Raw genomic sequence first — 21,440 nt, forward strand, 5'->3', positions numbered from 1 at the left:
ATAATTTTAAAACAAAAGTATTGTAGCTAAACGCACCATATCTGCGGTTTGCTTTTTCTTCAAAAAAAAATTTACTTTTGTTGCATTAATTAATATGGCACACAGAAATAAAATGCAAAACGCATACCAAATCGTTATTTTATAAACACTTTTTACATAATATAGCTTATAGTTTTACAAACAATAAATAAAAAATCGTTAAGTGTTTTGTTTGTGTTATAAATATTATTTCTTAAATTGTGGTTTACTATAGCCATCATTTTATAACAAATGAATTTTTTTAAAAAATTATTTACCCAAAGACCATTAAAAGCAAACAGCACTAAAGATGTATATGAAAAATATAATTTTAAAAGTACTGTTAAAGCTGAAGATTTAGTGGCGTATAATGCTCAAAGATTTAATGGACAAGTTAACCCTATTTGTTCTGCCCCAATAAAGGACATGTATTTTAGCCGTCATGGGTTTGTTTATGTTTGTTGCCATAACAGGAGTTATCCCGTAGGGCAATATCCACACGATAGTATAAAAAAAATATGGACTGGCGAAAAAAGCAAGAAAATAAGAGCTGCTTTATTTAAAAATAATCTAAGCTTAGGATGTCAAAAATGCCAAGTGGATATGGATAATAAAGCATATCCATCGGTAAGGGCTAATCATTTTGATTTGCTGCCTTTAAACCCCAACTATCCTACAATGATGGAATTTGAGTTAGACACAACGTGCAATTTAGAATGTGCAATGTGCTCGGGAGAGTTTTCAACTTCAATTAGGAAAAATAGAGAAAAATTACCTCCTTTAAAAACATTTTATGATTCAAATTTTGTAAATGAACTTAAAGAGTTTATTCCACACTTAAAAGAAACTCGGTTTAGTGGAGGAGAACCTTTTTTAATTAAAATATATCTTGAAATATGGGATAAAATAGTAGCACAGAATAGTGATTGTTTAATATCTGTTCAAACCAACGGAACAGTATTAAACACAAGAATAAAGGAGATACTAAATAAGGGGAAATTTGAAATAGGCGTTTCCCTTGATTCTTTAGATAAAAATACTTTTGAAACTATAAGGCAAAATGCAAATTTTGAAAAAGTAATTTCTAACATCAATTTTTTTAGCGAATATTGCTCGCAAAAAAATACAGCATTTAGGCTATCAATGTGTGTGCTACGCAACAACTGGCATGAAATGGGAAAATATGTTGAATTTTGTAATAAACATAATGCCTATACCAGTTTTCACAAAGTTATTAACCCAGAAAAAGAAGCTATTTGGTGTTTAAGTAGCAAAGAACTAAATAATATATACAACACATTAAATAATTATGATTTTGGAGATACTTCATCTTTTAATAGTATAGCATTGCAAAACATAGAACATTTTCAGCAATATTTAAAACAAATTAAAACATGGGCTGAAAATCAAGAAAAATACGAGAAAGAAAAAGGCATATTTGAAAATATTTCTACGGCAGAAATGAAAAGTGAGTTTATAAATGACATTTTACGTGAAGCTGAAAATCAAAATTTATCTAACGAAGAAACAACAAATATTCATGATAAGGTTACTTTGGTTTTTAAAAATCAATCTGAAGATGAACAAAGAAATACCATTTTAAAGCTAAAGAAATACAATAATAAGGTTATCCTTCAAAGTTTAACACTAAAATCTATAGACGAGTTACAAAAAGAACTTTCTAATTTGGGTTAATATTATTCCTCATTGTAATTTTGCCACAATAATTAATATGGCACACAGAAATAAAAAGCAAAAGATATACCAAAACCTTGAAATATCCACATTATCTTCAGAAGGATTGGGAATAGCACGAGTAGAAGAAAAAGTGATTTTTGTAGAAAACACTATCCCTGGAGATGTGGTAAATGCAAGAACTTTTCAGAGAAGAAAGAGTTTTGAAAAAGCAAGACCAACCGAAATAATCAAAAAATCGGAAGATAGAACTGAACCTTTTTGCCAACATTTTGAATATTGTGGTGGGTGCAAGTGGCAATATTTGCCTTACAAAAAACAAGCGACATTTAAGGATAAAATAGTGAAAGATGCTTTTGATAGATTGGCGAAAATAGAAATTGAAGAAAGATTGCCAATATTAGAAGCCAAAGAAACTACTTATTACCGCAATAAATTGGAATATACTTTTTCTAACAATAGGTGGTTGACACAAGAAGAAGTAGATTCTGGTGAGGATTTGAATAAAAATGCCTTAGGTTTTCATGTGCCTGGGCAATATTTAAAAGTAGTGGATATAGAAAAATGTCATTTGCAAAATGAGTTTTCTAACAAGCTAAGAAATGCAGTTAAAAATTATGCTTTTGAGAATAATTTGGCGTTTTATAGCAATAAAGAACGCTCGGGCTTTTTAAGAAATCTTGTGGTTAGAACAGCATCTACTGGCGAAATTTTGGTTATTCTTATTGTAAATGCAGATAATGAAGCACTTTTGCCTTTAATGCAATTTATAGCAGATAATTTTCCCGAAATAACTTCTTTAAACTACATTATTAATCCAAAACTTAATGATACTTATTTTGATTTAGAGCCAGTTTGCTATAAAGGCGAAAAGTTTATAATAGAAAAGTTGGGGAACTATAAATTTAAAATTAGACCAAAATCTTTTTTTCAAACCAATACAAAACAGGGCGAAAGATTATATAATATAGTTAAAGATTTTGCCAACCTTAAAGGCAATGAAATTTTGTATGATTTATATTCAGGAGTGGGAAGTATTGGGTTATTTTTATCTGATGGATGTAAAAAAATAGTAGGAATAGAGCAAATAGACCAAGCAGTAGAGGATGCAAAAGAAAATGCAAAATTAAACGGAGTTGAAAATGCTTCTTTTTATGTAGGCGATGTGCGACTGCTATTAAATAATGAGTTTTTAAACAAAAACGAAAAACCGGATGTACTAATAACAGACCCGCCACGTGCCGGTATGCACCCCGATGTAGTAGAAACACTACTGCAAGCCAATGTCCCAAAGATAGTTTATGTAAGTTGCAACCCCAGCACACAAGCAAGAGATTTAGCACTTTTAGACCAAAAATATAAGGTAGTAAAAATGCAAGCCGTAGATATGTTTCCTCAAACAGTGCATATAGAAAATGTGGCTTTGTTGGAGTTGAGGTAAAGGTGTCCGTCCTATTTTTTTTCTCGCAAAGTCACTAAAACATAGTAGCTAAATAGCAGATAATCATACTCGTGCCAAGACTTGGTGTCTTGGCACGAGTATTTTAACTAAAAGCTATCCTCTTTTCTCTTTAAAAAAATCCAAAAGTAAACTTTTACATTCTTTTTCTAATACACCACTAACTACTGTGGTTTTATCCAATAGCTGATTTTTATTTGTACTTATACATCCTTTTTGTATGTCGGGTGTGCCATAAACTATATTAGGAATTTGACTCCACATTAAGGCTCCGCCACACATAATGCACGGCTCTACAGTAACATAAAGTGTGCAGTTTTTTAAATATTTACTGTTTAAATACTCCGATGCGGCTGTTATAGCTATCATTTCGGCATGTGCGGTAGCATCTTTTAGTTTTTCTGTTTGGTTATATCCTTTGGCTATTATTTGGTTTTCAAATACCACAACAGCTCCTATGGGTATTTCGTTTTCTTCATAAGCTTGCTGTGCCAGCTGCAAAGCTTTCTTCATAAATATTTCGTGCTGTTTTTCCACTATGGAATTACTGTTTTTAGTGCTTTAGGAATTAATTCTATTTCAAAATCTCCAATGCCAATAAGCTCTCCATCCGTTTCGGCTTTTGTAGTTTTACTACCATTTGTTAGCACTTTTACTTTTTTACATTTTACGGCATTAACTTTCGGATGGTCTAAAAAATTGCCACTAAATAGCTTAGGTAGTAAGGTTGTTATTTCAAACTTTGTTAAATTTTTACCTAATGTTAAATCTAAAAATCCGTCATCAAGCGTTGCGTTTTTGCACAGTTTCATGCCACCACCTATATATTTCCCCAAGCCAATTATGGCTATAAATGCTTTATCCTTTGCCACTAAATTTCCATCGGCATATACTTCTAATGGCACATTGTTGTATTGAAATAATGATTTTAATAAACCATAATAATATGCTCCTGCTCCGTATTTTTTCAAATCGGCAGTATGTTCTACCACATAAGCATCAAAACCTATACCTGCAAAATTCATAAAATATTCCTTCTTCGTTCCATTTTCATAACTCAGCAAGCCTACATCTTGATGTATGTGTTTCCCTTGCTTTATTATTTTAATAGCGTCATCATAATTGTTTGGAAAATTGTAATACCGCACCCAGTCATTTCCCGTTCCTATAGAAATTATAGAAGTTTCTATTTCTGTATAGTCTATTTTATTTTGTAAAAATATACCATTAACCACATGGTGCAAAGTGCCATCGCCTCCTACACTCAGTATTTTTTTGTAGCCGCTTTCTATAGCATTTTGGGTTTGTAGTATAGTTTCGCGGTGTGCTGTAGATAAAACATATTCAAAATTTAACCCTGCTGCGTGTAGTTTTTCTTTTATTGCTGTCCAGTCTTTTCCTGCTTTTCCTGCTCCCGACATGGGGTTTACACAAACAAAATATTTATTATTCATTGCTTGGATTGAGTTGTTTTAAGCCCTTAAAGTTAAACAATAATATGAAGCTACCAATGGCAATGAATAACGCCAACACCCACATGCTTTTTTCTATGTTCTCTCCATTTTTAAAAAATGAAGAGCTAAAAATTAGAATTAACAATATTCTTAAAAGCGAATTAATAACCATAAAAATACTGCCGGTTCTGCCTATCATATTATTGTTTATTACCCTAAACATATAAGTATTTCGCATTACTCTTATTCCCGCATTGGTAAAACCTATTACACAATATGCAGCAAATAAAAATAGGGTGCTTTTTGTTAACCCCATTCCAAAAAATAGTGCTGACGCCAAAAATCCTAATATAATAATACCCAGTATGAGTTGATTTTTTTTAAACAATTTTAATATGATAAAACCACTTAGCAAACTTCCTAAAGCAAAAGAGGCTTCGGTTATACCATAAGTGCTTTCATTGGCGTGCAAAAATTTATTTATAAATATAGGCAAAGTGTAGGTGCTACATATTAAAGATGCTGCAAACACAAATCCTGCCATTGCTCCAAATAATAAGATTAACTGATTATCTAACAAAAACTTTAAACCTTCCGTCATTCTTTTATGATAGCTGTTTTTTCCCGTATTTTTTCTATCTACTAATGAAACATATTTTATTCTGTAAATAAAAAATAGACCGATAATGTAGGTAATGGCATCTATCATAAATATTTCATGAATATGCCAAGGTTCAAAATGCCAATTAAAAAATTTGCCCTCCATTAAAAAAGCTGCTGCCGCTCCTGCCAGCATAAAAGTAGTTTGCCCTTGAATTTCTATCCAAGAATTTATTCTTCCATAATGCTCTTCTTCTGTTATTTCTTGAGCAAAAGCATATAAATTAGGATAATGAATATTGTATATCATTTTGGTAACTATCATTACCAAACCTGCCATAATAATGGTAGTGTGATTTTTAACAAAACCTAAAATAGATATACTTAAAATTATGGCTAATCCTACTATCTGTAGTACCAACATTATATTTTTTCTATTAAATTTATCTACTAATGTGCCGGCATAACTTCCCCAAAATAAACTTAAAACAGAGGCTGTTAAAATGAGATAGCCATAAGCATCGGGGAGGTTAAGTTCATTAGCCACATACCAAGGTATAGCTATTAAACTAATACCCTGCGACATACCGGAAATAGTATTGGCGGCAAATAAATTTAAAATAGCTTTTCTATTAATCAAAACTTATCTTTGTTTTTTAGAATGAAAACTGACCACAAAGAAAAGGATTTATTTGTTAAGTTGTGCCGATTTTGTGCTTATAGAGAACGAGCAGAAATTGAAGTTTTTGAAAAAATGCAACAGTTAGAAATTAAACCAAATTTGCAACAAAAACTTGTAGCAAAACTTAAAGAAGAAAATTTTTTAAATGAAGAAAGATATGCTGTTTATTATGCTAAAGGAAAGTTTAGAAACAACCAGTGGGGAAAATTAAAAATAGCTTTGCATCTTAAAATGAAAAAAATAAAAAAGGAAACCATAGCTTTTGCTGTAAATCAACTTGACGAAGAGGACTATGTAAAAACTATAAATACCTTAATAATTAAAAAGAACAAGAAGTATAAAGAACCTGATATTTATAAAAAGAAAAGTAAGATAGCCAACTATTTATACAACAAAGGTTTTGAAACAGATATAATTTGGGATTGTATAAATGAATGTTCTATACATTAATAAATCTCCATTATTCTTATATTTACAAAGTAATTAAAAAAATTGACCGACTACAAATACACATATAGCCTTGTTATTCCTGTTTTTAACAGTGCCGGCACGCTTCCCAAGCTTGTAGAAGAGATAAAAAATAATATTTCAGATTCTTTCCAAATAATATTTGTAAATGACTATAGTTTAGATGATAGTTGGAAAGTTTTAGTGGAACTAAAAAAAGAAAATGAAAATATTACCATAGTAAATTTAGTTAACAATGTGGGGCAGCATATTGCTATTTTTTGTGGTTTAATGTATGCCGAAGGAAAATATATAGTGAGTTTAGATGATGATCTGCAACACCACCCTAAAGAAATACAAAAACTAAAAAACAAAGCCGAAGAAGAAGATGCAGATGTGGTTTATGGTATTTATGAAGTGAAAAAACACAATATTGTAAGAAATAGTGGAAGCAAAGTTTTTGCAAGCATCGTAAATAAATTTGCCAGCACACCACTGCAAGGCTCATCTTTTAAGTTAGTTAAAAAAGAGGTAATAGATAAAGTAATACAGCACAATCATTTTAATTTTTATTTAGATGAAGTGTTGGCATGGCATAGCAAACAAACATCATTTGTAAAAATACAGCATTATAAAAGAGAGGTGGGAGCATCAGGCTATACGCCTCAAAAATTAATGCGAATGAGTTTGCACGTATTGTTTAATTACACTGCATTCCCGCTAAAAGTTATAACCAATTTAGGTATTATTTCTTCTTTATTTTCTTTTGGATTTGGCATATATTACATTTACGAAAAGTTAAATAATTTTGCTCAAAGTGGATTTACAGCACTTATAGTATCTATATTTTTCTCTACAGGATTAATTTTGTTTTCTATTGGAATTATAGGAGAATATATCGGTAGAATATTTCTAATACAATCGGGGAAACCGCCTTTTAAAATTAAAGAAGTTATTAGATGATAAGCAGTTTAAGAGATGTTTCTTTGCATAAAATTTTGCATAGCGATATAGAAATGCTTAGAAATTGGAGAAACGATAAAAAAATAGCTTCAAATATGTTTTATCAAAAGCATATAACTTCTCAAATGCAAGAAAAATGGTTTAATTCATTGACCAACAATGATTTTTATTTTATAATAAAAACAAAAGACAAAGCTATTGGTTTAATAAATTTAGCACAAATAGACACTAAAAAACAGGAAGGACAAGTAGGACTTTTTATTTATAATGAAGAATTTTGGGGAACACCGGCTCCCGTTTTTGCTTCGCTTTTACTTCTTCAATTTGCCTTTGAAGAAAAAAAACTAAACTGCGTGTGGGCTAAAGTGCGTACAGAAAATAAACAAGCTATAAACTACAATAAAATGCTTGGTTTTGAAATGGCAAAAGAAAATATGCAACAGCTTACTTTTTCTAATTATAAAAATATTGTAAAACCACTTTTACAAAAAATTGTACAATAATATTATAAGCCGTTGATAATTGACTATTTTCATTGCATATTTCCGAGTATTATTTTATATTTTTGCTTCTAATGTCAGACCACATTAACTATACTGAATTATCTGATAATGAACTGATAGAAAGATTCAGATATTCTCATGACAATAAATACGTAGGCGAATTATATTTAAGATACGCCCACCTTGTATTGGGTCTTTGCATAAAATACTATCAAGATAAAGAAAAAGCCAAAGATGCTACTATGAGCATTTTTGAAAATTTAATTACTGAACTTAAAAGACATTCCATTACTCATTTTAAGTCTTGGCTATATACCGTATCTAAAAATTATTGCTTACAAGATTTTAGAAAAAACCAAACCATAAGAAAAAAAGAAGACGCATATCAAGTTTTTTTGAAAGAAACTGTGGAATTGACCGATGAAACACATCTCAACACCGAAAATGAACAATGGCTGTCAAAATTGGAAGACAGTTTAAAAGATTTAAAAGAAAATCAGCAGATGTGTTTAAGAATGTTTTACTTAGATGGAATGAGTTATGCAGATATTGTTGAAAAAACAAATTACACACTTAACGAAGTTAAAAGCAACATACAAAACGGTAAAAGAAATTTAAAAATCAAACTGGAGGAAAAAGGTGTCAGAAAATAAAACACATAATAGCTCAAAAGAGTTTAAGGATTATTTTTCAGGCAACATGACTAATGAAGATAAGCTTAGTTTTGAAAATGAAGCAAATCAAAATGAGTTTGAAAAAGAAGCAATGGAAGGTTTTCAGTCTTTAGAAAATAATGCTGAAGCTTTAGAATTAATAAAAGATATAGAAACACAAATAGAAAGAAAAACAGGCATTAAAAGAGGTAAAACTATAAACTTCCCTATATGGAAAAGTTTAAGTATTGCTGCCTCTCTTTTAATAGTTGTTGGTGTAGGCGTTCTTTTATCTCAATTTTTAAAAAACGATAACTCTTCAAATTTAGCTGACAATAAAGCTAAAACCGTAGAAGCAGAAAGTGAACCTGTTTTTATAGAAGAACCAGCTCCAATAACCGATAGCCTTGTAGAAAATGAACTGCTTTCTATTGATGATGAAATTGTAGCTCCTGCAATTCCTGCAACAACCGAAAACTACAAACTTGAAGAAAAAAAACCTATTCCTCCCAAAGTAGAAGTACCTACTAACACTTTAGACAATGAAAGTTTGCAACAAAATTCTAAAAAAGAAGTTCAACAATCTGCTCCACAAGAAACAGATAATGTGGCTATCGGCAATAATAATAGTGTAGATATGCTACAGGAAAGTGGCACTACATCAAGAAATGTGGTAAACATGGTTCAAAATGATATAGAAGAGAAAGAAGTCATAGAAACTGCTGAAGTTAATTCAAGTTACGATACGGCAAGCGAACTATACAAAGAAGGGCAATTCTCTTCGGCTAAAAATTATTTTAAAAAATCAATATCAGAAGGCAAGCATGTGGCGGCAAGTAGTTATTACGAAGCCATGTGCGAATATCAACTTGGCAACAATAAATCTGCTAAAAATAAATTTGACCAAATTATAAATAGCCAAAATAGCTTTTCAAATATTTCTAAATGGTATAAAGCAGACATACTATTAAAAGAAAGCAAACCCAATGAAGCTAAAACTTTATTACAAGATTTAGCCAACGGCAATTCAAGTTTTAAAAAGCAAGCAGAAGAAAAATTGAAGACACTAAAATAATGATAACTACTTAAAGCTTATTTCCCTTACTATAGCCTGCCGGCATATTAATTTTTAAGCTTGGTAGTTGCTTAGCTTCGCCATTACTGTTGTATGTAGTAACTGTATATAAAGCATAATCAGTATTTGAGCCAAGTTTATGAAGCTCAATTTCTTTACCTTTTACCTTTTTTAATTTATTGGCATCATATTCCATTTGAAAATTGTTAGTAGCTCCTTTTGTAAAAGAAAATCCTTGTACTTTTACTTTCTCTATCTCATTAATGTTGTCTAATTTAAGACTAATATCAAAACTGTCATCAACTTGCTTAACTGTTATGTTAGGTTTATTTTGAGCAAAAGAAAACAAGCCAAAAAAAACAATAATGCTTGTACTAATAAATTTTAAATTTCTCATAAGATGTGATGTGTGTGTAATTTTAATTACGATAGGACGTGTACCTTTGTTTCAAATAAAAAAAATAGTATTGAAAACCGACATCAGAAATTTAGATGAAACGGAAATGATAGCTTTATTTAATGAGCTAAACGAACCAAAATTTAGAGCCAAACAAGTTTATGATTGGCTGTGGAATAAGCATGTTCATTCTTTTGATGAAATGACAAATTTGCCACTACAGATAAGAGAAAAATTAGAAGAAAACTACGACATAAAAACAGCCACCACCACCATAGAGCAAGTAAGTAAAGACGGCACTATAAAATTAGGATTTACACTACACGACAACAGATTAATAGAGGGCGTTCTTATCCCTACCGAAAAAAGAATGACGGCTTGTGTTTCTTCGCAGGTGGGGTGTACACTAAGCTGTGCTTTTTGTGCCACAGGCATGATAAAAAGAGAAAGAAACCTAACTGCCGGAGAAATATTTGACCAAGTAAAACTAATAGACGAAACCGCACAAAAACATTACAGCAAACCACTAAGCAACATTGTTTTTATGGGTATGGGAGAGCCTTTGCTTAATTATGATAATGTAATGAGTGCCATACATAAAATTACATCGCCTTATGGTTTAAATATGTCGCCAAGGCGTATAACTTTATCTACCGTAGGTATAGCCAGAGGCATAAAACGGCTGGCAGATGAAGAAAAGAAGTTTAAGTTAGCTTGGTCGCTACACGCTGCCACTAACGAAAAACGAGATAAAATAATGGGCATAAATAAAAGCAATGCTATAGAAGATGTAATAGAAGCATTGCAATATTTTTACCAAAAAACAGGCAATAAAATCACTTTTGAATATATTATTTTCAATGAGTTTAATGATTATATAGAAGATGCTCAAGCTCTTTTAAATTTATGCAAAAAAGTACCGGCATTTGTAAACATAATAGAATACAACAAAGTGGAAGGTGTAACCCTAAACAAAAGCAAAGTAGAACGCAGAAACGCTTTTGTTAAATACTTAGAAGACAACGGTGTAACAGCCAAAGTACGCATAAGCCGTGGCGAAGATATAGATGCCGCCTGTGGGCAGTTGGCTAATAAGTAACTTTAGCTAAATAATAAAAACCTGAGTTCGGTTAAAAGGTAATTATACTCCTTTGTGCTATATTTTGTTTAAAAAACAAAAGTCTAACAACAAATTTCCTAATTTATATTATTTTTACACAAAATCAATAATACATTGTTTAACGGTACTTTTAGACATTTTGGAAGAACACGCAAAATCATTCAGATTTTGATGAAGTACGGCTTTGAAGAATTGGTTTTTAATTCTTTTTTGCAAAACTTAGTGCCCCGCAGGCTTTTACTTAACTGGACAAGAGATGATAAAAACGTAAGTGAAATAAGCCGGTGGGAACGCATAAGAATGGTTTGTGAAGAAATGGGACCTTCTGCCATTAAAATAGCCCAAATAGCTTCTAACCGCTCCGATATTTTGCCGGAAGAATTAGTTAAAGAATTTGAAAAACTTCAAAGTGAAGTTAAAATTTTCCCTTTTTCTGTTGCTCAATCTATCCTTGAAAAAGAACTTTCTAAACCAATAGATGAAATTTTTGAATATTTTAACGAAAAACCTATTGGTTCGGCTTCTATAGGACAAGTTTATAGAGCAAAATTATTGACAGGAGAGGAAGTGGTAGTTAAACTTAGAAGACCAAATGTTGGGAAACTACTACAAGAAGACTTAGAAATTATAGAATCGCTACTGCCATACATGGAAGGTATGATAGAGCAAATGGGTAGCACTTTAGAAAATGTAAAAGATGCTTTTGAAGAGCTAAAAAAGAACACACTAAAAGAGCTTGACTACTTAAACGAAGCCCGAAACATAGAACATTTCAGAAAATTTTATGCCGATAGAAGAGATTTTTATGTACCCAGAGCTTACAGAGAGTATTCTACTCAAAAACTACTAATTATTGAGTATGCTGCGGGGTGTAAAATAACAGACGCAAAACAGCTACGGCAGTGGGGTATAGACCCAACAAATGTGGCAGAAAGAGGTATGGATATTTACCTTACTCAAATTTTTGAGTTTGGATATTTTCATGCCGACCCACACCCGGGTAACATACTAATACAAGAAGACGGAAGAATTTGCCTAATAGATTTTGGAATGGTAGGCAAGCTTATGAAACGCGATAAAATGGCATTTGCCAACGTGTTTATAGCCATGAACAGAGAAGATGCAAAGGACATGGCAATAAATATGCGTAAGCTATGTATCTCACACGATATTGAAAATTTGCGAGAACTTGAAAACGATTTTCAAGAAATAATAGATGAATATGCTCAATTAGATGTAGCCGAAAGCAAAATTGAAGACCTTATAGTAAGCCTTCAAAAAGTAATGCGAAAATATAATATGCGTGTACCAGGAAGTGTTACGCTTATTTTTAGAGCTTTGGCAGTGCTGGAAGGAATAGGTAAAGACATACACCCTAATTTTAATATTAGTGAGTTTGTAAAACCTTATGGCTTTAAATTGCTTAAAGAACAATATTCTATAGAAAATTTATGGGAAGAAGCTTCTTTTAGGTTTAACCAAGTGGCGGCACTAATGAACAGCATTCCTATAGATGTGCGTTCTATTTTAAGAAAAACCCGGCAAGGCAAACTTTCTGTTCAAATTAACCACAAAGGTTATGAACCACTGCTAAGAAAAATGGATAGAGTGGTTAACCGCTTTATTTTAGCTTTTATGATTTTTACGGTTATGCTTTGTTCGTCTATAATAGCCACTATACCTATGCCCGAAAAATATATGACTTCTTTTGGCGTACCTTATTTTTCGGTAATAGGCTTTGTTTTTTCCTTGTTTTTAGGAACAGTTTTACTCTTTGCGGTGCTACGTACTCGTAAGTTATAATTTAAAAATATTGTCCCAAAAAGGGTGGTATTTTTTTACACTATTTTTTATATAATATGCCACTTGATTTTGCACGTAACTTGCTTAAAGTTTAAACCAAATGTAAGAAATTAATTTAATAATCTATATAGAGCGGTACGGTGAAAAACACCGACCACAAGGAAAATGTTGTTCCAAATGGTTAGTAGTTTACACCAAACCCTGTCCGTTAAAGACTGGCTATTCAAGTAGCTTTTACTACTCTAAATTTGATTGCAACACCACCAAAAAACACTTACATTTTACTCTGAAAACCTATTCTATTGTGGCTGGCATCGCATAAAGGCATTTTGCCCGAATTGCCACAGCGACAAAGCACCAAACGCTCCATTTCTTTGGTTTCACCATCTTCATTTTCAAACACAAATTTGCCTGTTATAATTATTGGCCCATTGGGTTTGGTATAAACATTTACTTTTTTCTTATTTTCCATATTGTATAAAACAAAAAAGCTTGCAATAAACTATCAATAGAATTGCAAGCTTTTAAAATCACTACTAAAAAATGTCTTTAAAAATCCGTTACGTTAGTGTTTTTTTTATAAGCTTCTGCGGCTTCCCAATCGCTTACTAATTCAAACTCAAACTTGTTGTAATTATAGTTGTAAAGCGATAACGTAACATCTGCCACTATCCATTGTTTTGAAACTTTGTCGTCATCTACCGCTTCATTCACGTGGTCGCCATATTTATAATCTACTATAAATTCCATTTCTTCCACGTCTTTCTTTTTCCCCTCAAGCAGTACTTTGTATAATCTACTGTTATCGTCAGAAAAAACGTAATAAATATTAGTTAGTCTAACACTTCCTATCGTTAAATCGTCATTAGGCAAAGTATAAAACTTACCTCCATTTAATAAATCAACTTTAGTGGCGGGCACAAAATTTACTTTTTGTCCATTTACAAAGGTAGAATCTACATGCGTACCCCAAATAAAGTTTCTAAATCCTTCAATTCGGTCATCTACTTGAGCAAAAGAGTTTAACGTAAAACCCACAAATAATACTAATAAAAATTTTTTCATGTTACTTTTTGTTTCTGGTGTTCAAAACTGCGACATATTTTTAAGTTACACAAAATCAATCAAACAGATTTAACCACACACTAAAAATCAATGTCTTGTTTATTGTTCAATCCTTAAAAAATTGCCTTAAATTTGTTGCTAAACTTAAATTACTATGTCGGTAAGAATATTAGCTACAGGTGGAACTTTTGATAAAGAGTATAATATGATAGACGGTCAGCTTTATTTTACTGAAACCAATATACCTGAAATTTTGAAATTAGGAAGATGCACTGTTCCTTATACTATACGTACTTTAATGCTGGTAGATAGTTTAGACATGACAGATACAGATAGAGAAATAATTAAAGTAAATGCTCAAAACTGCGAAGAAGAAAATGTACTTATAACACACGGAACAGACACTATTACCAACACCGCTAAATTTTTAGCAGAAGCTAATATTGGAAAAACCATAGTATTAACAGGAGCAATGATTCCTTATGATTTTGGAGCCAGCGATGCACTTTTTAATTTGGGAAGTGCCTTGGCATTTGTTCAAACTCTTCCTGTGGGCGTTTATGTAGTAATGAATGGCAAATATTACTCTTGGGATAAAGTAAGAAAAAACAAGAAAACCGGTTTTTTTGAAGCTATTTAATCCTAAGGTTTAAATAAAACAAAGTTCGTATTATCAAAAATCGGACTTATAAATAAGGCAAAAACTTTACAAAGCGAGATAAAATAAATTACTTAGCATCATTAAAGATTTAAGGTGTTTTTTTTAAGTCGCTCTGTAAAGCTAAAATTTTGTAGAGCGACTTTTTTATTTCAATAAGAAAACATGAAAATTAAAATAATAACCATATCAATTGTCCTAATGGCTTTTACCTCTGCTAAAAGCCAGCAAAACAGAATATTTGGCAAATGGGCAAATGAAGATTCTACACAAGTGGTGCAGTTTTATAAAGAAGGAGATCATTATAATGCCAAATTAATTTATTTTAATGATGAAAATGCCGACATTCTTTTAGATACTGAAAATGATGATGAAAACCTAAAAAAAAGACGCGTTTTAAATGCTACCGTTTGGACAGGTTTTGAATATCAAGCAGATAAAGACATGTGGAAATATGGCGAAATATACAATTATAAAAACGGCAATACCTATACAGGAAAAATAAGAATAGAAGGAGATGAACTACGGCTAACAGGCTACTATGGTTTCTTTTTCTTTTTAGCCAAAACACAAAAATGGTATAAGCAACATTAAAATGAGTACGGAGATACTATATTATATTGGTATAAGCCAAAGTTTGTTTGTGGCATTTGTAGTGCTTACAAAAAAAGACAAGCACGCTTCTGACTATATATTAATGACGTGGTTGCTTACCATAGCATTAAAATTTAGTATTTTACTTATTAGTGCAGAGCATAGCGAGTTTTTTGACGACCAATTTTCTATAGGATTAATTCCCTTAACTTTTGGTCCTTTTTTATATTTATACACTAAATATTTATTGTTTAAACGGCATTTTTTTAGGTCAAAAGATTTTATTCATTTTATCCCTTTTATACTACTAACTATTCTATATTTTGCCTTTTTTAAAGAAAAACTAACTTTTAACGGTCCTTTAATTCTTAAAAAAGATGGGTATATTCCTTTTAGGCTTCTGTATGCCTTTGCCTTTGTATCGTCTATAATTTCTTATGCGTATATGACTTTAAAATTATTGGCTAAAAACAGAAACTTACTTAAAGATAGATTCTCTTATTTTTCTGAAAATAACGAACTAAACTGGCTATATGCCTTAACGGCAATTTTTCTGCTTACATACAGCACTTATTTTGCATTAGGCGGTTATAATGCCATTAAAGGTGTTCAGTATTTTGACATTGGATATACTGCCGATATTTTTCTTACTATTTTAGCTTTTACGGTTAGTTATTTTGGTTTAAAACAGCCTTATTTATTTAGGTATATACCAGAAAAAACTGAAAAAGACGATGATGAAGAAAACAACACGCCAAAGCAAAAACAGGGCGAAGACGATGATGATAGTACTGAAAAATATAAAAACTCAACATTAACAGACGAGCAAAAAGAGAGATACATAAAGCACATTTTTGCTTTTACGGAAAGCGAAAAACCTTATTTAAACTCAGAATTGACAGTGCAAGATTTATCAAAACAACTGAATATTTCAAGGCATCATTTAACCGAGATACTGAATAATGATATAGGAAAAAACTTTTTTACTTTTATAAATGAATATAGAATAAAAGAAGTGCAGCGCAGGCTTTTAGACCCTAAGTTTGAGCACTTAACTATAGTGGCTATTGCTTTTGACAGTGGGTTTAATTCAAAAAGTACTTTTAACAGTATTTTTAAACAACAAACCGACACTACGCCATCAAAATGGCGTAGTGAACAGTTGAAAAATTTAGAGTAACATTACTCTACTAAGTTATCTTCTATAGAAAGTTCTCCCGTTTTAGGATTTGAACCATATTCATTAGAACCAGCATCGCTATCTTTAACCATTAAATATATTAAGTATAGACCTCCAATTAATGGTATAAAAGCTATTAATAGCCACCACCCGCTTTTGCCTACATCGTGTAGCCTTCTAACTGCCACAGCTAAGCCCGGCATCAAAACAGCTAAAGTATATAATCCATATATGGGACCATATCCTATACTATCTATAGCTATTCCTAATACATTGTCAAGCACCATTGCCACAACAGCAAAAATCATATTAAAAAGTGCAAACATCCAATACTCTTTACGCCTTGCTCTTCCGTTAAAATTTGCGTAGTTATCTCTAACTACTTTTAAAAACCATTCCATAATTATTAAAGTTTTAAAGTGAATTAATTTGCTAAAGATAAAAAAATAAACTTTATTCTTCCACCAAATTATCTTCAATGCTTAATTCCCTCTTTTCCAAATATTGAGCATCACCAAAACCAAGTATAGGCCAAAATATAAAACTTAGCATAATTAACCCTACCCCAAATAAAGCACTTTTGCCAAATTTTTTAGCTAATTCTATACTAATTATTATGTGAAATATTATACTTATGTAGGGTATTAATAACAACAATACCCACCACCCAGGTTTTCCTGCTATTTTTGCCATTACATAATAGTTATAAAAAGGTATTATACATTCCCATCCTTCGTATCCTGCTTTTTTAAACACTTTCCACATAGAAGCAATTAGTAAAACAACTATTGGTAGAAAAACAATTAAAAATATTAGAAACACCATAACTACTCCTGTATTATTGTCCATTGATTAATTTTATAACGCAAATGTACATTATTTCAAAAACTCTTGCCACCATTTCCCACTATCTTTTAAGTAGCGTGTTTGGGTAGTATAGTTGTTATATACTATACCAAAACGGGGTTCGTAGCCTTCTGCCCACTCAAAATTATCCATAAAAGTCCACAAAAAATAACCTCTTACATCCGCTCCTTCTTGTTTAGCTTTTAGTACATTTTTAAGGTATTCTTTATAAAAATTTACCCTTAAATAATCATTAACACTTCCATCGGCATTAAGTTGGTCTTTAAAAGCTGCACCATTTTCTGTTATGTAAATAGGTTTGCCATAGTTAGCCATTTGTTTAGTTATATGGTATATCCCTTCCGGGCTAACTTCCCAGCCCATTTCGGTAATGTCTGTTTCTTTATTATCTACAAGTTTTTTGGCATTAATAAAATTAGCGTGCAAAAAAGGAATAATAGCACTATATTTTGCCACCATTCTAAAATAATTTTGAATACCAAAAAAATCAAAATCAAACTTCATTTTTTCCTCATCGCCTGCTATAATATATTTTTCTATTCCTTTTATTAAAGGCAAATCATCTATAGGATATCCCATGCCCAAAGTAGGCTCTATAAATAGTCGGTTTATAAAAGCATCTATAGTTTTAGTGGCTTGTATGTTTTTAGGTTTATCATTTTTAGGCTGTATATAGCTACACGAAAAAGTAGTGCCAATATTGGCATCTTTTACATTATTTCTTAATATTCTTCCGCCTTCTGCTTGGCTAAGTGTAACGTTATGCACTGCCTTATTAAATCCTTTTATGCCAAATTTTCCCGGAGCATGAGTGCCCAGCATATAACCTAAACTGGTAAACGCCAATGGTTCATTAAAAACCATCCAATTTTTCACTCTGTCTCCAAAAGCTCTTGAGCAAACATCTACATACTCTGAAAACCAACTAATAACATCTCTATTTTTCCAGCCACCTTTGTCTTCTAATATTTGAGGTATATCCCAGTGGTATAAAGTAAGCCAAGGTTGCATGCCTTTTTCTAAAGTTTCATCTATTATTCTATTATAAAAATCTATTCCCCTTTGGTTTACATATTTAGTGCCGTATGGCAAAATTCTACTCCAAGCCGTAGAAAATCTAAATACATCAAAGCCTATTTTTTGCATTAAAGCAATATCTTCTTTGTATTTATAGTAAAAATTGCAAGCATTTCGGGTATCGCCTCCATCTTTTATTTTACCACTTTTGGCACTAAAAACATCCCATACGCTGGCACTTTTGCCATCTACATTCCACGCTCCTTCTATTTGAGCGGCAGCTGTGGCTGTTCCCCATAAAAAATTAGCACCAAAATCTTTTTTGCTTAAAGATAAATTAGAATTTAGCTGAGCAAAAGAACTAAAGGGCAAAAATACGCCCGAGCCGGCTAATGCCGATAATTTTAACATTTCTCGTCTATTCATGTGCTAAAGTTAAAAATCATAAAATTATTATAGTAATTAAGTAATGTATCTTTTTATGAAACTAATTTAGCCTAAACTTGTTTACCTTTATACAAATCAATTTTATTAACAAAACAAAATATAAAATTATGTCTTTTAAACTTCCAGATTTACCTTATGCTTTTGACGCATTAGAACCACACATTGATGCCAGAACCATGGAAATACACCATGACAAACATCATGCGGGATATACTAACAATTTAAACAATGCCATAGCTGGCGATGAGCACATGTCGGGGCAAACTATAGAGCATTTGCTTAAAAAACACTCAGATAACACAGCCGTAAGAAACAATGGCGGAGGCTTTTACAACCACAGTTTATTTTGGCAAGTTATGAGTCCTAATGGTGGCGGAACACCAAAGGGTGCTTTAGCTGATGCCATTAATACTTCTTTTGGTTCTTTTGAGGCTTTTAAAGAAACTTTTTCTAAAGCAGCAGCCACAAGATTTGGTTCGGGCTGGGCATGGCTTTGTGTACACAAAGGTGGAAAATTAGAAGTTTGCTCTTCTGCCAATCAAGATAATCCATTAATGCCGGGTGTTGGCTGTGATGGATTTCCTATTTTAGGATTAGATGTGTGGGAACACGCCTACTACTTAAACTACCAAAACAGAAGACCAGATTATGTAAGTGCATTTTTTAATGTAATAAACTGGGCTAAAGTAAGCGAGCTTTACGAAGCCAATAAATAATACCAATTGTTAATTCAAAATAGTCTAAACTATTTTGAATTTTACAATGGTAGATACCGATAGAGCAATATATTTAGTACAATAAGGCGAAGCCGAGATTGGACTATTATATATTCCTAATCGGTATAAGCTAATAATAGTTTTTCATAATGATGGGAAGGTCTGTAGTTTTTATTAATTACAGACCTTTTTTATACGCATCATATTTTGTATATTTTGCTAAACAATAGTATAAATATTGATCTTGAATCTGTAACTTCTGTTATAAATGTAGAAATAAAAAATGCTACGATATTACCGATAAACCACTCCTAAAACTATGGCAGTGATAATAGATAACGGCACATTACCCTCTATTTCCCATTCGGGGTCGCCTATATAACCAAAACGCTTACGAATAATGTTGTCTTCTATTATATATTCGTTTTTGTAGTTATTGTTCCAAATTTGGCGTAAAACTCCATTTTGCCATGTCCATTGGTTAGTTGGGTTTCCTCCCCAATAGGGTTTTAAGCTACTACCGTCCCACCGCCATTCCTCTTGCGTTCGGGGAAAATTAACAGGACTTAATTTATCTTCTTCAAACTTCCACACAAGATTACTAAACCTATTAGCACCATAAGGATACAAGTAAGTGCCATCCCATACCCACGTGGGTGCATTTTGGTTTAATGGATATATATATGCATATTTTTCATTCTGATTATTATTAATTTTACTGGCATTTGTTTTTAGTTTATTTATTAAATTATATTTAGCCGTATAGGCATTTAAAGCACCAAACAAAGCTGTGGGGTTTATTTGCGTGGCGGGAGTATAAAAAAGCAAACTGTCCGTTACGGCACTATAAACCGCCCAAGTTTCTCCATTATTTACAAATTGTGCAAGAGGTAAATCTTTAGCATTATAATTATAATAAACCATATTTTCTTTTATACTAAAAGGACTTATTTTGCCTTTTCCATTATAAATTATTCCTTTTTGCTGCTGGTTTAAACTATCTATAGCTAAAGAATAAATAATGTTTTTATAATTAGTAGAATTTCCTTCAAACAGAATATTACCTTGGTAAGAACTTAGTATTTCACCATTTTTATTAGTAATATTGGTAGTGTTAATTAATAAAAAAGTGTCTTGCTGAAGTGTTAGAACAGGCACTTGCGAAACACCAAAAACTCCCATTAAAACAAGGAGAATACTAAACCAAAATTTCATCAATTTTATATAAGTCATTTCTATTGGTTAAATGCCAAGTATGCATATTCAAATTCCTTGCCGATTCTATATTTTCGGCTTTATCATCTATAAAAAGCGTTTGTTGTGGTGTTAAATTATGTTTATCTAATATAAAAGTGTAGGCTTCTTTATCGGGTTTTCTGTGTTTAATGATGTGCGAATAGTAAACAAAATCAAAAATTTCATTTAAAGATTTAAGATTATGCTTGGGCAGCATTTGTTGGTCAACATAATCTATATGTATTTTATTAGTATTGCTAAGTACAAAAGTTTGATAGTTTTGCCGTAATTTTTTTACTAACTCAATTTTTTGGGATGAAATATCTAACAACATGGCGTTCCACGCATCATCTATTTCTCTATCTGTTATGGTATTTTTGGGTAGATTCTTTTTTAAAGAATTTCTAAACTCACTGGGCGAAATTTTTCCTGTTTCTAAATCGTCAAACAGATGATTTTGCTTGTGATAAGAATATAATTGATGAGCAGGCACATTAAAAAGATTAGTAAAAGCTTGTTCTGTTCTGTTAAAATCTAAATCAACAATAACTTCCCCTAAATCAAAAATGATATTTTTTATATTTTTCAGCATTGCCATTTAATTAGATTAAAAATTCTACAGTTTTCAAAATATAGTTGGGAAAATTATAGTATTTAAAAGCCTAAAACATTGATTATTAACGTTTTAGGCTTTTATGATGGTGGTGCCTCCAGGAATCGAACCAGGGACACAAGGATTTTCAGTCCTTTGCTCTACCAACTGAGCTAAGGCACCAGCCTTTTAAAGGACT

General features: G+C 31.6%; 24 protein-coding genes and 1 tRNA gene. 13 read left to right on the top strand and 12 right to left on the bottom strand.

The features are described 5' to 3' along the window. Positions 1-270 precede the first annotated feature (270 nt). Both H6578_00250 and rlmD read left to right on the top strand, forming a co-directional pair. Positions 271-1,713 (top strand): radical SAM protein, encoded by a 1,443-nt coding sequence (locus H6578_00250; protein ID MCB9225584.1) that lies wholly within the window; start codon positions 271-273, stop codon positions 1,711-1,713. A gap of 37 nt (positions 1,714-1,750) precedes the next feature. Then, positions 1,751-3,154, top strand: coding sequence for a 23S rRNA (uracil(1939)-C(5))-methyltransferase RlmD (rlmD, locus tag H6578_00255; GenBank protein ID MCB9225585.1), 1,404 nt, complete (start codon positions 1,751-1,753; stop codon positions 3,152-3,154). Positions 3,155-3,268: 114 nt separating this feature from the next. Here rlmD and H6578_00260 read toward each other — a convergent pair whose 3' ends face one another. From H6578_00260 to H6578_00270, 3 genes are read right to left on the bottom strand one after another with little or no spacing between them, the layout of a single operon-like run. Next, the gene (locus H6578_00260; protein MCB9225586.1) at positions 3,269-3,685 is read right to left on the bottom strand and encodes a nucleoside deaminase; all 417 of its coding nucleotides are present in this window, start codon (positions 3,683-3,685) and stop codon (positions 3,269-3,271) included. A gap of 23 nt (positions 3,686-3,708) precedes the next feature. Continuing rightward, positions 3,709-4,626, bottom strand: coding sequence for a diacylglycerol kinase family lipid kinase (locus H6578_00265; protein ID MCB9225587.1), 918 nt, complete (start codon positions 4,624-4,626; stop codon positions 3,709-3,711). Beyond that, a complete protein-coding gene (locus H6578_00270) occupies positions 4,619-5,866 on the bottom strand; it encodes an MFS transporter (GenBank protein MCB9225588.1) in 1,248 nt (415 codons plus the stop codon). The genes H6578_00265 and H6578_00270 overlap by 8 nt, the downstream gene beginning before the upstream one ends. Positions 5,867-5,887: 21 nt before the next feature. Here H6578_00270 and H6578_00275 point away from each other — a divergent pair, with 21 nt between their 5' ends. The 5 genes from H6578_00275 to H6578_00295 all read left to right on the top strand — a co-directional run bounded on the left by H6578_00275 (position 5,888) and on the right by H6578_00295 (position 9,549). After that, complete coding sequence (locus H6578_00275) at positions 5,888-6,358, top strand: RecX family transcriptional regulator (GenBank protein ID MCB9225589.1); 471 nt, start codon at positions 5,888-5,890, stop codon at positions 6,356-6,358. A 42-nt stretch (positions 6,359-6,400) separates the two neighbouring features. Next, the gene (locus H6578_00280) at positions 6,401-7,318 is read left to right on the top strand and encodes a glycosyltransferase family 2 protein (GenBank protein MCB9225590.1); all 918 of its coding nucleotides are present in this window, start codon (positions 6,401-6,403) and stop codon (positions 7,316-7,318) included. After that, complete coding sequence (locus H6578_00285) at positions 7,315-7,821, top strand: GNAT family N-acetyltransferase (GenBank protein ID MCB9225591.1); 507 nt, start codon at positions 7,315-7,317, stop codon at positions 7,819-7,821. The genes H6578_00280 and H6578_00285 overlap by 4 nt, the downstream gene beginning before the upstream one ends. A gap of 71 nt (positions 7,822-7,892) precedes the next feature. Next, positions 7,893-8,474 (top strand): sigma-70 family RNA polymerase sigma factor, encoded by a 582-nt coding sequence (locus H6578_00290; GenBank protein ID MCB9225592.1) that lies wholly within the window; start codon positions 7,893-7,895, stop codon positions 8,472-8,474. Further along, on the top strand, positions 8,461-9,549 hold the full coding sequence (locus tag H6578_00295; protein ID MCB9225593.1) for a hypothetical protein: 1,089 nt from the start codon (positions 8,461-8,463) through the stop codon (positions 9,547-9,549). The genes H6578_00290 and H6578_00295 overlap by 14 nt, the downstream gene beginning before the upstream one ends. A 10-nt stretch (positions 9,550-9,559) precedes the next feature. Here the strand turns inward: H6578_00295 and H6578_00300 are convergent, their stop codons facing one another. Next, positions 9,560-9,946: a hypothetical protein gene (locus H6578_00300; protein ID MCB9225594.1), complete on the bottom strand. Its 387-nt coding sequence runs from the start codon at positions 9,944-9,946 to the stop codon at positions 9,560-9,562. On the opposite strand from H6578_00300, the gene rlmN reads away from it, so the two are divergent. Together rlmN and H6578_00310 are read left to right on the top strand one after the other, a co-directional pair. Next, entirely contained in the window at positions 9,915-11,045 is a 1,131-nt protein-coding gene (gene rlmN, locus H6578_00305; protein MCB9225595.1) for a 23S rRNA (adenine(2503)-C(2))-methyltransferase RlmN, read from the top strand. The genes H6578_00300 and rlmN overlap by 32 nt on opposite strands. Before the next feature lie 192 nt (positions 11,046-11,237). Further along, entirely contained in the window at positions 11,238-12,869 is a 1,632-nt protein-coding gene (locus H6578_00310) for an AarF/ABC1/UbiB kinase family protein (GenBank protein ID MCB9225596.1), read from the top strand. 274 nt (positions 12,870-13,143) lie between these two features. On the opposite strand, the gene H6578_00315 is transcribed toward H6578_00310, so the two are convergent. After that, the gene (locus H6578_00315; protein ID MCB9225597.1) at positions 13,144-13,341 is read right to left on the bottom strand and encodes a CDGSH iron-sulfur domain-containing protein; all 198 of its coding nucleotides are present in this window, start codon (positions 13,339-13,341) and stop codon (positions 13,144-13,146) included. Between the two features lie 77 nt (positions 13,342-13,418). Next, on the bottom strand, positions 13,419-13,934 hold the full coding sequence (locus H6578_00320) for a hypothetical protein (protein ID MCB9225598.1): 516 nt from the start codon (positions 13,932-13,934) through the stop codon (positions 13,419-13,421). A gap of 154 nt (positions 13,935-14,088) precedes the next feature. Here H6578_00320 and H6578_00325 point away from each other — a divergent pair, with 154 nt between their 5' ends. From H6578_00325 to H6578_00335, 3 genes are all read left to right on the top strand, one after another. Continuing rightward, a complete protein-coding gene (locus H6578_00325) occupies positions 14,089-14,574 on the top strand; it encodes an asparaginase (protein ID MCB9225599.1) in 486 nt (161 codons plus the stop codon). 183 nt (positions 14,575-14,757) lie between these two features. Continuing rightward, positions 14,758-15,186 carry a DUF2147 domain-containing protein gene (locus H6578_00330; GenBank protein ID MCB9225600.1) on the top strand — a complete coding sequence of 143 codons (429 nt, stop codon included), beginning with the start codon at positions 14,758-14,760 and terminating at the stop codon, positions 15,184-15,186. A gap of 1 nt (position 15,187) precedes the next feature. Continuing rightward, complete coding sequence (locus H6578_00335) at positions 15,188-16,366, top strand: helix-turn-helix transcriptional regulator (GenBank protein ID MCB9225601.1); 1,179 nt, start codon at positions 15,188-15,190, stop codon at positions 16,364-16,366. A gap of 2 nt (positions 16,367-16,368) precedes the next feature. On the opposite strand, the gene H6578_00340 is transcribed toward H6578_00335, so the two are convergent. The 3 genes from H6578_00340 to H6578_00350 are packed head-to-tail and all read right to left on the bottom strand — an operon-like array spanning position 16,369 to position 18,661. After that, on the bottom strand, positions 16,369-16,767 hold the full coding sequence (locus H6578_00340; protein ID MCB9225602.1) for a DUF805 domain-containing protein: 399 nt from the start codon (positions 16,765-16,767) through the stop codon (positions 16,369-16,371). 52 nt (positions 16,768-16,819) lie between these two features. Next, positions 16,820-17,215, bottom strand: coding sequence for a signal peptidase I (locus tag H6578_00345; protein MCB9225603.1), 396 nt, complete (start codon positions 17,213-17,215; stop codon positions 16,820-16,822). A gap of 27 nt (positions 17,216-17,242) precedes the next feature. Further along, the gene (locus H6578_00350) at positions 17,243-18,661 is read right to left on the bottom strand and encodes a beta-glucosidase (GenBank protein MCB9225604.1); all 1,419 of its coding nucleotides are present in this window, start codon (positions 18,659-18,661) and stop codon (positions 17,243-17,245) included. 140 nt (positions 18,662-18,801) lie between these two features. Between H6578_00350 and H6578_00355 the strand changes: the two genes are divergently transcribed. Then, entirely contained in the window at positions 18,802-19,413 is a 612-nt protein-coding gene (locus tag H6578_00355) for a superoxide dismutase (protein ID MCB9225605.1), read from the top strand. A gap of 294 nt (positions 19,414-19,707) precedes the next feature. Here the strand turns inward: H6578_00355 and H6578_00360 are convergent, their stop codons facing one another. The 3 genes from H6578_00360 to H6578_00370 all read right to left on the bottom strand — a co-directional run bounded on the left by H6578_00360 (position 19,708) and on the right by H6578_00370 (position 21,424). Further along, positions 19,708-20,646 carry a hypothetical protein gene (locus H6578_00360; protein MCB9225606.1) on the bottom strand — a complete coding sequence of 313 codons (939 nt, stop codon included), beginning with the start codon at positions 20,644-20,646 and terminating at the stop codon, positions 19,708-19,710. Further along, positions 20,612-21,247 (bottom strand): HAD family phosphatase, encoded by a 636-nt coding sequence (locus tag H6578_00365; GenBank protein ID MCB9225607.1) that lies wholly within the window; start codon positions 21,245-21,247, stop codon positions 20,612-20,614. Before H6578_00365 ends, H6578_00360 begins: the two co-directional genes overlap by 35 nt. A gap of 101 nt (positions 21,248-21,348) precedes the next feature. Continuing rightward, positions 21,349-21,424, bottom strand: a tRNA-Phe gene (locus tag H6578_00370). Positions 21,425-21,440 lie beyond the last annotated feature (16 nt).

Source organism: Chitinophagales bacterium, from assembly GCA_020635995.1.
Lineage (GTDB): Bacteria > Bacteroidota > Bacteroidia > Chitinophagales > UBA8649 > JAFMKE01.

Coding starts and splice junctions, on each gene's coding strand:
- H6578_00250 (MCB9225584.1), top strand. CDS start 271: ATGAATTTTTTTAAAAAATTATTTACCCAAAGACCATTAAAAGCAAAC.
- rlmD (MCB9225585.1), top strand. CDS start 1,751: ATGGCACACAGAAATAAAAAGCAAAAGATATACCAAAACCTTGAAATA.
- H6578_00260 (MCB9225586.1), bottom strand. CDS start 3,685: ATGAAGAAAGCTTTGCAGCTGGCACAGCAAGCTTATGAAGAAAACGAA.
- H6578_00265 (MCB9225587.1), bottom strand. CDS start 4,626: ATGAATAATAAATATTTTGTTTGTGTAAACCCCATGTCGGGAGCAGGA.
- H6578_00275 (MCB9225589.1), top strand. CDS start 5,888: ATGAAAACTGACCACAAAGAAAAGGATTTATTTGTTAAGTTGTGCCGA.
- H6578_00285 (MCB9225591.1), top strand. CDS start 7,315: ATGATAAGCAGTTTAAGAGATGTTTCTTTGCATAAAATTTTGCATAGC.
- H6578_00290 (MCB9225592.1), top strand. CDS start 7,893: ATGTCAGACCACATTAACTATACTGAATTATCTGATAATGAACTGATA.
- rlmN (MCB9225595.1), top strand. CDS start 9,915: ATGCTTGTACTAATAAATTTTAAATTTCTCATAAGATGTGATGTGTGT.
- H6578_00300 (MCB9225594.1), bottom strand. CDS start 9,946: ATGAGAAATTTAAAATTTATTAGTACAAGCATTATTGTTTTTTTTGGC.
- H6578_00310 (MCB9225596.1), top strand. CDS start 11,238: ATGAAGTACGGCTTTGAAGAATTGGTTTTTAATTCTTTTTTGCAAAAC.
- H6578_00315 (MCB9225597.1), bottom strand. CDS start 13,341: ATGGAAAATAAGAAAAAAGTAAATGTTTATACCAAACCCAATGGGCCA.
- H6578_00320 (MCB9225598.1), bottom strand. CDS start 13,934: ATGAAAAAATTTTTATTAGTATTATTTGTGGGTTTTACGTTAAACTCT.
- H6578_00325 (MCB9225599.1), top strand. CDS start 14,089: ATGTCGGTAAGAATATTAGCTACAGGTGGAACTTTTGATAAAGAGTAT.
- H6578_00330 (MCB9225600.1), top strand. CDS start 14,758: ATGAAAATTAAAATAATAACCATATCAATTGTCCTAATGGCTTTTACC.
- H6578_00335 (MCB9225601.1), top strand. CDS start 15,188: ATGAGTACGGAGATACTATATTATATTGGTATAAGCCAAAGTTTGTTT.
- H6578_00340 (MCB9225602.1), bottom strand. CDS start 16,767: ATGGAATGGTTTTTAAAAGTAGTTAGAGATAACTACGCAAATTTTAAC.
- H6578_00345 (MCB9225603.1), bottom strand. CDS start 17,215: ATGGACAATAATACAGGAGTAGTTATGGTGTTTCTAATATTTTTAATT.
- H6578_00350 (MCB9225604.1), bottom strand. CDS start 18,661: ATGTTAAAATTATCGGCATTAGCCGGCTCGGGCGTATTTTTGCCCTTT.
- H6578_00360 (MCB9225606.1), bottom strand. CDS start 20,646: ATGACTTATATAAAATTGATGAAATTTTGGTTTAGTATTCTCCTTGTT.
- H6578_00365 (MCB9225607.1), bottom strand. CDS start 21,247: ATGGCAATGCTGAAAAATATAAAAAATATCATTTTTGATTTAGGGGAA.